Consider the following 14,082-nt stretch of genomic DNA (forward strand, 5'->3'; position numbering starts at 1 on the left):
GGGGCCGACGCTGCCGATCCTATGATCCAGAACAGTGTTCCGCAAGTTGGTTCAGACCGACGGAAACCCTTGCTGTGGCGTCATTGAAGCTGAATACACAGTAGTTTTACTGGTACGACATTGCTGAACCGGGGTGTTCAGCGACGACGGTCACGTTACAGAATGAATCCGCACCCTCGGCACACGGATTCGCACCATGCCATGGAGGTCGCTCGAGATGGCCATGTTCACGGTGCTGGCGCAGCCGGCAGCGGCGCTCGCGCGCGAGGATCCCGCTGCGGCCCCGCCGTCAGTCACCGTACTGGACCGCATGACGGTGACCGCGCAGCACCGCGAAGAAAACGTGCAGACCATCGCGTTGGCGGTATCGGTGGTGGATGGCCAGACCCTGCAGCGTAGCCAGGCCATCGACATCAGTCGCCTGCAGGCGCTGGTTCCCAGCGTGACGTTCTCCGCCGGCAACGAACTGCGCAACACCGCCATCCGCATCCGCGGCGTGGGAACCGACGTGTTCTCCACCGGGGTGGAGCCGAGCATCGCCACGGTGGTGGATGGCGTGGTACTGCAGCGCCCGGGCGCGGCCTTCAGCGACCTGCTCGATGTGGAACGCGTGGAAGTGCTGCGCGGACCGCAGGGCACGCTGTTCGGCAAGAATGCCTCTGCGGGCGTGATCCAGCTGATCACCCGCGCGCCGGACACCGAGCGCCGCGGCGGTACGCTTTCGGTGCAGGCCGGACAGCCCAACGCCTACCGGGTCGAGGGTGCCCTCTCCGGCCCGCTCACCGACCAGCTCGCCTACCGCATCGCCGCGTTCGATCGCCGCCGCGACGGCGACGTGGACAACCTGCACGACGGGCGCACGCTCAACGGCCAGCGCGCGTACGGCATGCGCGGAACGCTGCAATGGCGTTCCCGGGACCAGCGCTCGGACCTCACCCTCCGCGCCGATGCCAGCCGCCTGGAGGCCGACTGCTGTGCGCTGCCCTTGATCCAGGCCAGCACCCATCCGCGGGCGCTGCCCACCGGCACGGCGGTGGGCCGCGACAATGCACAGGTCAACAATGATGTTGCGCCGTTCGTTCGCCAGGACAACAGCGGCGCGGCGCTGACCGCACGCCTGGCGCTGGGCACGCACACGCTCACCAGCATCACCGGCTGGCGCCGCTTCGACAATGACAGCGACGTCGACCTGGACGACACCCAGGCGCAGCTGATCACGCGCAACTTCAACATCGAATCCAGCCGCACCTTCACCCAGGAACTGCGGCTGGCCTCACCTGCCGGCGGGGCCTTCGACTACCTGCTGGGCGCGTACTACTTCGACGGTTCGGTGCATAACGCATTGGACCGGCGCGGGCTCAACATCGGCGCCACGGCCCGCATCGACCCGGATGGCAGCGTGGTGCCGCGCATTCCCGGCGACCAGGCCGTGCTGGCCGGCCATTCGGATGTCGACAGCCGCAACGTCGCGCTGTTCGGCCAGGCCAACTGGCGCCCTCGCGAGCCGCTGACCCTGACCGCTGGCCTGCGGCTGCTGCGCGAACGCCAGCGCCTTGCGTTCGTGCGCCCGCTGGACGGACGCTTCAACGGCGCCGACCAGCCCGCCACCAACCCGGCATTCGGCCCGGTCACCGGGCACTACCGCGACAGCGCCGCGATAGGCCGGCTCAGTGCCAGCTATGCATTCACCCCGGTGATCACCGGGTACGTGGCGTGGGGCACCGGCTACAAGAGCGAAGGCCTGGCCGCCACGCTCGGCCTTACCGCCGCCCAGTTCGCGCAGCTGCCGGCCCCGGCCGAAACCTCGGAGATGATCGAGGCCGGACTGAAGACCACGTTGCTGGACAACGCGCTGATGCTCAACCTGACCGGGTTCCGTACCCGCATCGACGACTACCAGGCGCAGACCTACAGCGCGGCATCAGGCCTGTTCGTGCTGACCAGCGCAGGAGGCGTGGCCATCGATGGCGTGGAGCTGGAGTTCACCGCGCGCCCGCACGCGTATTTCAGCATCAGCGGTGGCGTGACCTGGCTGGATGCGCGCTTCGATGGCGTGCGCAACGGTCCCTGCTACACCGGCCAGACCCTCGCCCAGGGCTGCCTGCCGGTTGGCAGCGGCGGCGCCTTCGTGCAGGACCTCGACGGCAAGCCGTTCATGAATGCTCCGCGCTGGCGCACCACGCTGGGCGCGCGCTACGACGCGCCGCTGACCGCGCGCACCGATCTGTACCTGCAGCTCGATTACCGCTGGCAGGACGCGGTGCTGTTCGACATCAGCCAGAACCCGGCCATGACCCAGCGCGCCTACGGCATTGCCGATGCGTCGGCCGGGCTGATCTTCGCCGATGGCCGAATCGAGCTTGGCCTGTTCGTGCACAACCTGGCCGACCGCCGCTACGCGGCCAACATCATGGCGGTGAGCACGGCCGGCGGTGCCAATGCCTATGCGCAGCAGCTTCCCGCCGATTTCCGCCGCCAGGCCGGGCTCAGCCTGCGCATGGACTTCTGAGCGCATGGCACCGATCGACTTCGTGGTGCTGGCCGCGTACCTGCTGGGAACGCTTGCGATCGGCCTGCGTTACGCCGGCCGCAACCGCCGCTCGCGCGACATGTTCGCCGCGGGTGGGCGTTCGCCGTGGTGGGTGTCGGGGCTGAGTGGGTTCATGACGCTCAAGTCAGCCGGTACGTTCGTGGTCTGGGGGGGGCTGGCCTACCGCGAGGGCGTGGTGGCCATTGCCATCAACACCTGCATCGGCGTTGCCGGGCTGCTGGTCGGCAGCATTGTCGCGGGCCGCTGGCGCCGCACGGGGGTGACCACGCCGGCCGAATTCGTGCAGCTGCGCTTCGGCGCGCAGGCCGTGCAGCTCTACACCTGGGCGATGATGGCCATGCGCATCGTGTCCACGGGAGTGGCGCTGTATGCACTGTCAGTGATGCTGGTGGCACTGGTGCCGCTGGAGCCAGGGCACCTGCTGCGCGATGACGCCACCGGGCACCTGTCGCTGGCGCTCACCATCGGCGTGTTCGGCATGGTGGTCGTGGCGTACACGGTCACCGGCGGGCTGTGGGCCGTGCTGATGACCGACGTGCTGCAGTTCATCGTGCTGCAGCTGGCGGTGCTGTTCGTGATTCCGCTGCTGTGGCTGCAGGTACGCAGCGGGGTAGCGCTGGCGCCGGTGCCGGCGACCTTCTTCCAACCATTCTCCAGTCAGTACACGCTCTGGTTCATGGCCGGCTGGGTGGCGGTGCACTTCTTCCTGGTCGGCGCCGAATGGGCGTTCGCCCAGCGCTACATCTGTGTGCCTACCGACACCGACGCGCGCCGCAGCGCGTGGCTGTTTGGCGCGCTGTACCTGGTCAGCCCGACGCTGTGGCTGACCCCGCCGATCCTGTACCGCCTGCTGCAGCCGGGCGCGGATCCGGAACAGGCCTACATCCTGGCCAGCCAGCACGTACTGCCGGCCGGCATGCTGGGCCTGATGATGGCCGCGATGTTCTCGGCCACGGCCAGCGCCATCAGCGGGCAGATCAATGTGTTTGCCGGCGTGCTCACCGAACAGTTCTACCGGCGCCTGCGCCCGGCCGCGAGCGAACCTCGCCTGGTCGGCGCAGGGCGCCTGTTCGCACTGTTGATCGGTGCAGCGTTGATCGCCGTTGCCCTGTGCGTGCCACGAATGGGCGGTGCCGAAAAAATCGTGCTCACCCTGACCGGCATGCTGTTCGGCCCGCTGATGGCACCCACGATCTGGGGCTTGCTGAGTGGCCGTATCGGCACCGCAACGGTGTTCGTCACCGCCGGGGCGAGCTTCGTCGCGGGGGTGCTGGTGCGCTTCGGCGCGAACGCCGGGGCGGTTGCCCACACCCTTCCCGCGCAGTGGATACAGGCCAACCCGCGGCTGACCGATGTGCTGGTGGGCGCGGTGCTGCCCACGCTCATCCTCACCGCGGCGCACCTGCTCGCGCGCGGCCCGGCGCCGCAATGGCAGCGCGTGCAGGCACGCATGGCGGCCTACGCGCCCACGCCGATGTCCGCCGCCGAGGCCAGCGACCATGCACCGGCACGCACGGTGGCGATCTCGCTCACGGCCACCGGCCTGCTGACGCTTGGGCTGATGGCGTTCAACGAACACGGCCATGCACCGCTGCTGCTGTTCGGCACGGCCCTGCTGGCGCTGGCCGCCGCCGCCTGGCGCGTGGTGTGGCGGCATCGGCACGACATGGGGCGCGCTTGACCTGCATCAAGTGGCCGAGGGGAGGTGCGCCGTAACGTCCTCTCCGCGATGGCAGCGGGGGATCAACCCTCTCCCCGTCTCCCGCGCCTTCGCCCCTACCCTTTCTGGAGATTCAGATGAAGCGGCTTTCCCTTGGAGTGGCGATGCTGCTCCTTCTTCCCCTGTGTGCCTTGAATGCGCAGGCGGCCCCGAAGAGCGCCCCCGCCCCCACCCCGGCGAGCAACGTTGAACCGATGCCCGCAGCCAACTGGCTGTTCGTGCAGACCGGCAACGGCTTCCAGTCCGACGGCAAGACCCTCACCCTCAAAGGGGTGGGCGAACAGACCCTGATGTTCACCGACCGCCCCGAACGCATGACCGGCGACGTGTCGACTGCAAAGTTCGTCAGCTACTGGGGCAGCGGCAAGGACGATTTCGAGAAGGACCCGCCCAATGCCACCGTGTCCACCGTGGTGAACGGCAAGACCGACCTGGCCGTGGTCGAACTGCGCAACCCGCGCCTGAGCGGCGGCAACCTCACCTACGACATCCGCACGCTGGGCGGCACCCTGCCCGACGCCGGCGAGCACGCCAGCGTGTTCATCGACTGGTGGTATGGCCCGGCCATGTACGGCCCGCGCCCGTGGGGCTGGGGCGGCGGCCCGCGTCCCTACCCCGGCGGCCGCTGCTGGCGGGGTCCGTATGGCCACCTGCACTGCCAGCCGTGGTGGGGCTACTGATAAGGTGCGCCCATGTGGAATGAATTCAGCCATGCGTTCCTGGTGATCTTCACCAGCCTGCTGCCGGTGATCAATCCACCGGGCGCGGCACTGATGGTGCTGGGCCTGCTCCCCGATGCCACGCCCGTGCAACGCAACCGCGTTGCGCGGGCGGTGGCGTTCAACAGCCTGGTGATGCTGGCGGTGTCGATCAGCATCGGCGCCTGGGTGTTGTCCTTCTTCGGCATCTCGATCCCGGTGTTGCGCCTGGCCGGTGGCCTGGTGATTGCAGCCACGGGCTGGCGGCTGCTCAATGCTCCCGCGCAACCCGAGCGTGTCTCGCTGACCGGTGCGGCCTAGGCCGAAGCGCGCCAGGATCTGGACCTGGACGCCACTGTCGAATCGCAGACCTTCTATCCTTTCACCCTGCCGCTCACGGTAGGTCCCGGCGCGATCGCGGTAGCGACCGCCGTGGGCACCACCTCGCCCGAACAGGGTCCGGAGGTGGTGCATGTGGTCGCTGCCGCAAGCGCCCTGGTGGCGCTGTGCGCGCTGATCTACCTGTGCATGCGCTATGCCGGCCGGTTGCAGGCGCTGCTGGGCCGCACCGGCATGCAGGTGATGCTGCGCCTGCTGGCTTTCGTGATCCTGTGCATCGGCGTGCAGATCGGCTGGCTGGGACTCTCTGAACTGCTGGGGCTGCCGGCGGCGCATTGATCGGCCCGGCTTGACCCAGGTCAAGTGGCCCGCCGCAGCGCTGCGTAGGCTGTGCCCACTTCTCCACTGGACTGCGCCCCATGCCCTCGCTTCCCACCGTCCTTGTCTCCGGCGCCGGTGTCGCCGGCCTCGCCACTGCGTGGTGGCTGCGCCACTTCGGCTTCCCCGTGACCGTGGTCGAAAAGGCCCCGCTGCTGCGCGACGGCGGTCATGCCGTGGACATCCGTGGCGTGGCGCTGGACGTGGTCAAGGCGATGGGACTGCACGACGCGCTGCAGGCGCAGCGCACCCGGATGCGTGGCCTGTGCATGCTGGATCGCCAGGGTGAGCCGGTCAGCGTGGATGACAGCCGCACGTTCAGCGGCGGTCGTCTCGACAGCCCCGACATCGAAGTCTTCCGCGACAGGTTGTGCCGCCTGCTGGCCGACGCCGCAGGTGCGCGGCAGGACATCTGCCATGACGAGCACATCACCGCGCTCAGCCCGACCACCACCGGGATGACGGTCAGCTTCGCACGCCAGCTTTCGCGCACGTATGACGTGGTGATCGGCGCGGACGGGGTGTACTCGTCGGTACGCCGCCAGGCCGTGCATGCCGGTGACGATTGCCTGGTGCCGCTGGGCGGCGCGCTGGCGTTCTACAGCGCGCCCGACAGCCTGGCACTGGACGGCCGCGAAGGCATGTACCGCGACGCCGAACTGGGTGTGGTGGTGTATCCCGACGCCAGTGGCCGCGAGTTGCGCGTGGGTGCGGGGTTCGGCGCCGAGGTCGATGCCCGCCTGCGCCACGATGTGGCGGCACAGAAGGCGCTGACCCGCGCCAGGCTGCGCGGCCTGGGTGGGCGCTGGCAACCCCTGGTGGACGCGCTCGACACGACGGAGGCGTTTTACTTCGGCGAACTGGTGCAGGTAAAGCTTGCACGCTGGTCCAACGGCCGGGTCGCGCTGGTCGGCGACGCCGCGCACTGCGCATCGCCGTTCTCCGGCCAGGGCACCAGCCTGGCACTGGTAGGTGCCTTCGTGCTGGCGCGCGAACTGGCCAACCAGCCCGGTTCGCCGCACGCTGCATTTGCCCGCTACGAAGCGCGCATGCGTCCCTTCGTTACCCTCAACCAGGCGTTGGTGGACATGAGCCGCCAAGGCCCGGTACCGGACGCGCAGATGCGCGCTGCGGCCAACGGCATTTCCCTGCATGACCTGTGAGCACTTCCCATGCCCTTGATGACAACCGCGCGCGGCCCCGCGCATTGGCTTGAAACCAGCGCCGTACCCGGCGCACCCGCCGTGGTGTTGATCCACGGCCTCGGCGGCGACGCCGGCTTCTGGGCCGCCGAACTGCCGGCGCTGGCCGCGCACTACCACGTGCTGGCGGTGGACCTGCGCGGCTCCGGCAGGACCCCCGGCGGGCCGGCACCGTTCCGCACGGAAGACCTGGCGCTGGACGTGCTGGCCATCCTCGACCAGGCCGGCATCGAGAGCGCGCACGTGGTCGGGTTCTCGATGGGCGGCACGGTCGCGCAGGCGATGGCGGTGGCCGCGCCGGAGCGGCTGCGCAGCCTGGTGCTGGCCGCCACCTTCGCATCCACCAGGACCCAGGCGCGCTTGTTCCTGCAGGCGGTCGGCGCGGTGTATGGCGGCGGCGGCAGTCCCGCGCAGGTCTATGCGCTGGTACTGCCCTGGCTGTTCTCGGACGGCTTCCTGTCCAGCCCCGCAGCAGCGCCCTACCTGGAGTACCAGGAGGATCCGAACGACCAGCAGACCTGCGGCGACTGGCTGCGCCTGCTGCAGGCCATGCTGGCCTTCGATGGCCGCGCCGACCTGCCGCGTATCGCCACCCCCACGCTGGTGATCAGCGGTGATGAAGACCGGCTTGCCCCGCTGGATGGCGCGCACACGCTGGTGGCAGGCCTGCCCCATGCAACGCTCAGCGTGGTGCCCGGCGGGCACCTGATGAACGTGGAATCGCCGCGTCGTTTCGTCGACGTGCTGACCACCTTCTTCGCCGGTGTCGATGCCGCCGTTGAACTCAGACCAGCGAACCCAGCATGAAGTAAGGCAGGTACATCGCAAACAGCACGCCCACCGAGCCCAGCAGTCCTGCGCCAAGGCCCAGCAGCCCGGCCAGGATGCGGCCGGCGATGGGCGGGCCGAAGTACCAGCACGCCCCCACCAGCAGCGGCGCGAGCCAGGCCAGCAGATAACCCTCGCTGTAGACGCGACTGATCCACGGCAGTGCCTGGCCGGCGCTGCCGAACATCTCCACGAACTGCGGCAGCAGCAGTGCCCCGAACAGGGTCACCACGAAGGCCATGGCCACACTGGCGGCCAACCCCACCCACGGCAGGATGCGGGCACTGCGCTGCAGGAGCGGATGGGTGAGGTTCACGGCGGGCTGGCCCCTTCCACGGCGTTGACCACCGCCTCGATCCGGTGACCGTCAGGGTCGATCACAAATGCCGCGTAGTAGTCGGCGCCGTAATCCGGCCGCAACCCCGCCGGACCATTGTCGCTGCCGCCGGCCTGCACGGCGGCACGATGGAAGGCGTCGACCGCTTCGCGCGACGCTGCCGCGAAGGCCAGATGGAAACCGGCCCCCGGTGCGCTGGCATCGTCGCGCAGCTTCAGGCAAAGAAGATCCTGGTCATCGATCAGTCCGTAACCGATTGCCGTGTCATCCTCGAACACACGGCGGTAACCCAACGCGTTCAACGCCGCATCGTAGAACCTGCCTGCAACCACCAGGTCGCGAACGCCGAGCGAAATGTGGTGCAGCATGTCAGTTCGGCCCATACGACGGCGGCAGCGTGACGGTGCCCCATTGCGTGTTCTTCTTCGTGCCCAGTTCGAACTCCAGCGTGCCACCCTTCTGCACCACGCTGGCCGGCAGCCAGCTGGCCTCGCTGGGCTTGCGGTCCACTCGCAGCGACTGCACGTAGGGTGCGTCCATTGCCGCGCCGTTGGCCGTGATGGTGAGGGTGGCGCCGGGGCGCTGGATGACCGCCTCGCGGAACAGCGGGCTGCCGATCACCAGGTCGGCACGGCCCGGGTACAGCGGGTACAGGCCCAGCGCCGACCACACGTACCACGACGACATCTGGCCCAGGTCATCGTTGCCGGGCATGCCTTCGGGCGCATTGGTCCAGATCTGGCGCATGGCTTGGCGCACGGTTTCCTGTGTTTTCCACGGCTGGCCGACGAAGTTGTACAGCCACGGTGCCGCCACCGAGGGCTCGTTGTCCAGCTCCGCATGCAGCGGGCCGGACTTGGTCACTGCCCACGCGCCATCTTCCTTGCGGAAGAACGCATCCAGCCGCTGGATGGCCGCGTCGCGGCCGCCGAGCGTGGCGATCAGCCCGGCCGGGTCGAACGGCACCATCCACAGGTACTGCGCACCGCTGCCTTCGACGAACTCCTCATCCGAGGCCGGATCGAACACCGGCCAGCTGCCGTCGGCATTGCGCGGCTGGATGTAGCCGGCCTGCGCGGTGGCCTTGGGGTTGTACAGGTTGCGCCACCAGCCCGAGCGCTCGCGGAACAGCGCCGCCCCCTGTGTGTCGCCTGCAGCGTTGGCAAGTTCCGCAAGGCCGAAATCGGCGGCCGCCATTTCCAGCGTGTCCGAGGCGGTGCCCCAGCCCGGCGCGCCCACCGGCATGTACTTCAGCGCCATCCACTGGTCCAGGCCCGGCCGCTGGCCGACGCACAGCACCGGGCAGCCGCGCCGGCTGAGGTCACGCTCGGTCGGTACCGTGGCCGCCTGCTTGAGCGAGGCGTAGGCGCGTTTCAGATCGAAGTTGCGACCGCCGAACGCGTGGATCGCGGCAACGGACGGCGGCGACGGATCGCCGTTCATCACGCCGGTGGCACCGGTCAGGTGCGTCCAGCGGTCCCACACGCCGCCGTTCTGGTCGGCCTGGTTGAGCAGAGACTGTGCGATGTCCGAGCCGACCTGCGGCTGCAGCAGCGTGACCAGCTGCAGCTGCGAGCGGTACACATCCCAGCCGGAATAGTTGGCGTACTGCGCACGCTGGCCTTTCGACAGCGCATGCACCTTGCCGTCCATGCCGCGGTAGCGGCCATCACCGTCACTGAACAGGTTCGGCGCCAGCAGCGTGTGGTACAGCGCGGTGTAGAACACTGTGCGTTCGTCGGGCGTTCCGCCGGCCACGCGCACCTGGCCCAGCGTCTTGTTCCATTCGGCGCGGGTCGCGGCCTGGGTCGCTTCCACGGTGGTGCCCACCGGGCTTTCGCGGCGCAGGTTGGCCCGTGCACCGGCCTCGTCCACATAGGAAATGCCGATGCGCGCAGTCACCTTCGGGCTGCGCTTGGGATCGAACTGGATCCAGCCGCCTGCACCCTTGCCCACCGGCGGGTGGCCCTGGGTGCCGTAGCTGGTGCCGCCACCGCCTTCACGCGCGCCGGCCTGCACGGTTTCGTCGCGCCAGGTGCCGCCGACCTCGAAGGGCTGGTCGAACTCGGCCACGAAATGCAGCGTGTAGTAACTTTCGCGGCGATCCTCGGCGAGGTAACCGCAGAAGTTGCCGGCGGTGACCGTGCCGCGCACGGTGCGCGTGGCCGGATCGATCACGATGCTCGAATCGGTGCTGCCCACTTCACTGTCGGAGGTACGGAACAGCAGGTTGGCCGGCTTGTCGGCCGGGAACTGGAACTGCCCCACCGCCGTGCGCGCGGTGGCGCCCAGGTCCACCACCACGCCGTTGTCGAGCGTGAGCCGGTACGCGCCGGGGCTGGCCGACTCGCGCTTGTGGTCGAGCACGCTGGCATAGCGCAGCCCGGCCTCGGCCGACGACGGCGACAGTTCCACCTTGGTGGTGACCGGCATGATCGGAACATCACCGCTGGCGCCGGTGCAGCCGGTGCCGGACACGTGGGTCAGGCTGAAGCCGCGCACGCCATTGCCACGCCACTCGTACCCGCCCGGTGCCGCGATCGCGAAGCGCTTGCCCGGCAGCGGGGTCATCTCGGGGCTGAAGGCCACCATGCCGAACGGCACCGACGGACCCGGATACACATTGCCGGCGTTGGTGGTGCCGATGAAGGGATTGACCTCGGCGGCGAGGTCGGCGGCCTGCAGGGCGCAGGGCGCGGCGGTCAGGACAAGCGAAACGGCAACCAGCATCGAACGGTGCACGACGAACTCCCAAAGCGGAAAGGACGGGCCATCAACGTAGCGCCACGACCTGCATGGCTGGATCGATTGTATCGATCCAAACCCCCTCCGCAATCAGACCAATGGCACATTCTTGGTGATGCAATGGATGCCGCCACCGCCGCCGGCGATCGGGTCGATGTCCAGCTGTTCGATCACCCGCCCCGGGTACAGCCGCGCCAGCAGGTCCCGGCAGTAGCCATCGGCATGGGCGTCACCAAACTGCGGGGCGATCACCGCGCCATTGACCGGCAGGTAGTTGATATAGCCGCGGGCGAGATCCGGGTTGCCCCGCGTGTGCACGTTGCGTCGCCCTTCCAGCGGCGGCGGCAGCGTATGCACCTGCAGGGCGCGTCCATCGGCATCGGTGGCGCTGCGCAACAACGCCAGGTGCGTACGGGTCACCTCATGGTCGTAGGACTGCGGATCGTTGTCCAGGTTGGCGATCACCACGCCGGGGCGCACGAACCGGGCGTAGAAGTCCACGTGCGCATCGGTGATGTCCTCGCCCTTGATGCCGGGCAGCCAGATCACCTTGCGCAGGCCCAGCCGTGCCTTCAGCTCGGCCTCGATCTGCGCCCGGTCCAGGCCGGGGTTGCGGTTGCGATTGACCCAGCAACTCTCGGTGAGGATCGCCGTGCCGTGGCCGTCCACCTCGATGCCACCACCCTCGCCCACGAGATGGCTGCCGATCAGGCGCGCGCCCATCTCCTCGCCCAGCACCTCGGCCACGGCGGTGTCCTGGCTGGCACGCTGCTTGTTGCCCCAGCCATTGAAGTTGAAATCGACCAGGCCCAGCCCGCCCTGCCCGTCCACCACGAAACAGCCGCCGTAGTCGCGCACCCACACGTCATCCAGCGCGACCGGCAGGTAATCGATGTTGTGCGTGCCACAACGGCTGCGCGCCAGCGCCTCCTGCGCCGGTCGGCACAACACGGTAACCGGCTGGTAACGGGCGATGGTGCGGGCAAGCTGGGCGATGCAGTCGTTCACGGCCGCCGCGCTGCCGCCCCAGACCCGTTCGCTGGCGGCGAAGGCCAGCACGATCCGCTCCTGGCGGGCGTGCTCGTCCGGCATCCGCCATCCCGCCGGGGCGTGCGCGTTGGCACTGCCGGTGAGGGTGCCGGTAATGCCCAGGGCGGACAGGCCGCCCAGGCCGGTAGACGCACCCAGCAGTTTCAGGAAATGACGGCGGGAAGACATGGCAGCTCCAGGAAAGAAAAGCAGGACTGATTGATGAGCGACCAGCGTAGGCTTGCGATTCCCGGGAAACAAACGATAGATTCAGCGCATGAATGATCAGACATGCTTATCAATGAGTCTCAAGCACTGGCCGCAACTGACTGCCCTGCGGGGATTTGAAGCCGCCGCTCGATTGGGCAGCTTCCACCGTGCCGCCGAGGAACTGCACCTCACCCAATCGGCGATCAGCCAGCAGATCCGCGGGCTGGAGACCTATCTGGAACAGCCGCTGTTCTTCCGCGAAGGCCGCCGGGTGACCCTCACCGATGCCGGCGCCGACCTGCTGGTGACCACCCAGAGCCTGCTGCGTCAGTTGTCCGCCGGTATCCGTCGGCTGGACCAGTACCGCAAGCCGAACCAGCTGATCGTCAACACTACGCCTGCCTTCGCCCGCCATTGGCTGGTGCCGCGCCTGGGCGATTTCCGGCAGCGCCAGCCGCTCGCCGATGTGTGGCTGCTCACCAGCGAAGAGGTGCCGGACATGAGCGCGCAGACCATCGACATCGCCGTGCGCGACGATCTGGATGCACAGGCAGGCTGCAACCATCGCCACCTGCTGCAGGACCGGCTTTCCGCCGTCTGCCATCCCCACCTGCTGGCATTGCCCGCCACCGGGCGACCTACCCTGCATGGCGAACGTGAGATGGACTGGAGCCACTGGCGGGCACGCGGCGGCGAGGATGTGGGGCAACACCCCAACGGCCTGAATTTCTCCGAGCCCGGTCAGCTGCTGGACGCAGCCTGCCAGGGATTGGGGTTGGCACTGGCCAGTGAACTGCTTGCCGCCGGCGCACGTGCGACGGGTCACCTCGTGCCGGTATCGGCGCAGACCGTGGACGGCCCGCGCTGGAGTTGGCTGGTCCACCACGACAGCGAACGTGATCCGATGGTGGCGGAGTTCTGCGCGTGGCTGCTGGAAGCGCTACGCGCGATGGACGCCGATCAGAACCCGTCGAGCGTTCTCAACAGGGACCCGAAGGTGAGATAGAAGGAATCGTGTCCCCCCTGCGCACGTCCGTACCCCAGGAACACCGGCCCCAGGAACGTGTCGGCGCCGACGAACACGCTGCCCGCGCTCTGCATGCCGTCGATGTTCACCTGGTCGCGCGTGGCCCAGAACCCGCCCCACTCCAGGCTGCCGCCGATGTACAGCGGAATGGTCAGCAATGAATCGGCATGGGCCACGCGGCGGTAGTACACCATGCGTGCCAGTGCGGTCTGCGGCGCGAAAATCGCTTCTTCCGGGTACCCCGACAGGTTGCCCAGCCCGCCCAGGAAACCGTAGGTGGCCAGCAGGTTGTCGCCGCCGTGGGCCGATGAAATGCGCAGTCCGCCAAGCCAGCGACTTTTGCCCCGAGCCCAGGCGCCATCCCACTGCAGGCGGGTGACCGCTGCAGGATCATCCGTGCCCAGTGCGTCCAGGTAGTGCTGGCGGGTCAGCGACAGGCGCTGGCCGCGGCTGGGGAACGCCGAACTGTCGATGGAATCGTGGCGCAGCTGCCAGCCGATGCTGCCCATGTCGGCGCGGTAGTTGCCCAGTTCGCTGGGATCGCCCACATCCAGCCGGGTCCGCTCCTGTCCGCGTTCGAGGAAGCTGGCCAGTTCCCAATCCGGATGCGGCGACCAGGCCCAGCGCAGGCCACCCAGCCATTGGCTGTAGCGGTACTGCGCCAGCGAACCGCGCTGCAGCAGCGCCAGGTCCAGGTCCGTGGCACGGTAACGTGCATAGGTCGAGAGCGCGTGCCGGCCGCTGCTGCCGAACGGGTGGTAGTACTCGGCGAAGGCTTCTTCCACCTCGCCCAGCCCGATGCGCAGTTTCAGTTCGGCCCCTTGGTCGGTCAGGCCGGTGCGGGTAAATTCGCTGATCAGCTGGTAGTTGCTGCTGCCATCGAAGTCATCGGACAGGCGCAGCGCGAAATGCAGGAAATCCGGGCCCCAGCGTTTGTCCTGCGGCGCGATGACCAGACCGAACTGGTCATCGCGCAGCTCCAGCCGCCATTGCACCTGCTCCTAACAGCCTTCCCCGG

Annotated in this window: 11 protein-coding genes and 1 pseudogene; 7 read left to right on the forward strand and 5 right to left on the reverse strand. The window is 68.3% G+C overall.

What is annotated here, in order from left to right; translation table 11 throughout:
- Nucleotides 1-217: 217 nt before the first annotated feature.
- The 6 genes and pseudogenes from QMX79_RS08080 (at nt 218) to QMX79_RS08105 (ending at nt 7,695) form a co-directional block, all read left to right on the forward strand.
- Nucleotides 218-2,509, forward strand: coding sequence for a TonB-dependent receptor (locus QMX79_RS08080; RefSeq protein ID WP_282246161.1), 2,292 nt, complete (start codon nt 218-220; stop codon nt 2,507-2,509).
- A 4-nt stretch (nt 2,510-2,513) separates the two neighbouring features.
- Nucleotides 2,514-4,232 (forward strand): hypothetical protein, encoded by a 1,719-nt coding sequence (locus tag QMX79_RS08085; RefSeq protein ID WP_282246163.1) that lies wholly within the window; start codon nt 2,514-2,516, stop codon nt 4,230-4,232.
- Between the two features lie 116 nt (nt 4,233-4,348).
- The gene (locus QMX79_RS08090) at nt 4,349-4,951 is read left to right on the forward strand and encodes a hypothetical protein (protein WP_282246165.1); all 603 of its coding nucleotides are present in this window, start codon (nt 4,349-4,351) and stop codon (nt 4,949-4,951) included.
- A 12-nt stretch (nt 4,952-4,963) separates the two neighbouring features.
- Nucleotides 4,964-5,647, forward strand: a pseudogene (locus QMX79_RS08095) (MarC family protein).
- 80 nt (nt 5,648-5,727) lie between these two features.
- Nucleotides 5,728-6,849, forward strand: coding sequence for an FAD-dependent monooxygenase (locus tag QMX79_RS08100; RefSeq protein WP_282246167.1), 1,122 nt, complete (start codon nt 5,728-5,730; stop codon nt 6,847-6,849).
- A gap of 9 nt (nt 6,850-6,858) precedes the next feature.
- Complete coding sequence (locus QMX79_RS08105; protein ID WP_282246168.1) at nt 6,859-7,695, forward strand: alpha/beta hydrolase; 837 nt, start codon at nt 6,859-6,861, stop codon at nt 7,693-7,695.
- On the opposite strand, the gene QMX79_RS08110 is transcribed toward QMX79_RS08105, so the two are convergent.
- The 4 genes from QMX79_RS08110 to QMX79_RS08125 form a co-directional block, all read right to left on the reverse strand.
- Entirely contained in the window at nt 7,673-8,032 is a 360-nt protein-coding gene (locus QMX79_RS08110; RefSeq protein ID WP_282246169.1) for a hypothetical protein, read from the reverse strand. The genes QMX79_RS08105 and QMX79_RS08110 overlap by 23 nt on opposite strands.
- Nucleotides 8,029-8,421: a VOC family protein gene (locus QMX79_RS08115; protein ID WP_282246171.1), complete on the reverse strand. Its 393-nt coding sequence runs from the start codon at nt 8,419-8,421 to the stop codon at nt 8,029-8,031. Before QMX79_RS08115 ends, QMX79_RS08110 begins: the two co-directional genes overlap by 4 nt.
- Nucleotide 8,422: 1 nt before the next feature.
- Complete coding sequence (locus tag QMX79_RS08120) at nt 8,423-10,795, reverse strand: GH92 family glycosyl hydrolase (protein ID WP_282246173.1); 2,373 nt, start codon at nt 10,793-10,795, stop codon at nt 8,423-8,425.
- Nucleotides 10,796-10,888: 93 nt separating this feature from the next.
- Nucleotides 10,889-12,016 (reverse strand): agmatine deiminase family protein, encoded by a 1,128-nt coding sequence (locus QMX79_RS08125; protein WP_282246175.1) that lies wholly within the window; start codon nt 12,014-12,016, stop codon nt 10,889-10,891.
- Nucleotides 12,017-12,128: 112 nt separating this feature from the next.
- Between QMX79_RS08125 and QMX79_RS08130 the strand changes: the two genes are divergently transcribed.
- A complete protein-coding gene (locus QMX79_RS08130; RefSeq protein WP_282246177.1) occupies nt 12,129-13,043 on the forward strand; it encodes a LysR family transcriptional regulator in 915 nt (304 codons plus the stop codon).
- On the opposite strand, the gene QMX79_RS08135 is transcribed toward QMX79_RS08130, so the two are convergent.
- A complete protein-coding gene (locus tag QMX79_RS08135) occupies nt 12,998-14,059 on the reverse strand; it encodes a hypothetical protein (RefSeq protein WP_282246180.1) in 1,062 nt (353 codons plus the stop codon). The genes QMX79_RS08130 and QMX79_RS08135 overlap by 46 nt on opposite strands.
- Between the last annotated feature and the right edge of the window lie 23 nt (nt 14,060-14,082).

Origin of the sequence: Stenotrophomonas sp. PS02300, from assembly GCF_029959395.1 — a bacterium.
Taxonomy (GTDB): domain Bacteria; phylum Pseudomonadota; class Gammaproteobacteria; order Xanthomonadales; family Xanthomonadaceae; genus Stenotrophomonas; species Stenotrophomonas maltophilia_AD.

Excerpts from the sequence above, each read along its gene's own strand:
- QMX79_RS08080 (WP_282246161.1), top strand. The coding sequence starts at position 218 with ATGGCCATGTTCACGGTGCTGGCGCAGCCGGCAGCGGCGCTCGCGCGC.
- QMX79_RS08085 (WP_282246163.1), top strand. The coding sequence starts at position 2,514 with ATGGCACCGATCGACTTCGTGGTGCTGGCCGCGTACCTGCTGGGAACG.
- QMX79_RS08090 (WP_282246165.1), top strand. The coding sequence starts at position 4,349 with ATGAAGCGGCTTTCCCTTGGAGTGGCGATGCTGCTCCTTCTTCCCCTG.
- QMX79_RS08100 (WP_282246167.1), top strand. The coding sequence starts at position 5,728 with ATGCCCTCGCTTCCCACCGTCCTTGTCTCCGGCGCCGGTGTCGCCGGC.
- QMX79_RS08105 (WP_282246168.1), top strand. The coding sequence starts at position 6,859 with ATGCCCTTGATGACAACCGCGCGCGGCCCCGCGCATTGGCTTGAAACC.
- QMX79_RS08115 (WP_282246171.1), bottom strand. The coding sequence starts at position 8,421 with ATGCTGCACCACATTTCGCTCGGCGTTCGCGACCTGGTGGTTGCAGGC.
- QMX79_RS08125 (WP_282246175.1), bottom strand. The coding sequence starts at position 12,016 with ATGTCTTCCCGCCGTCATTTCCTGAAACTGCTGGGTGCGTCTACCGGC.
- QMX79_RS08130 (WP_282246177.1), top strand. The coding sequence starts at position 12,129 with ATGAGTCTCAAGCACTGGCCGCAACTGACTGCCCTGCGGGGATTTGAA.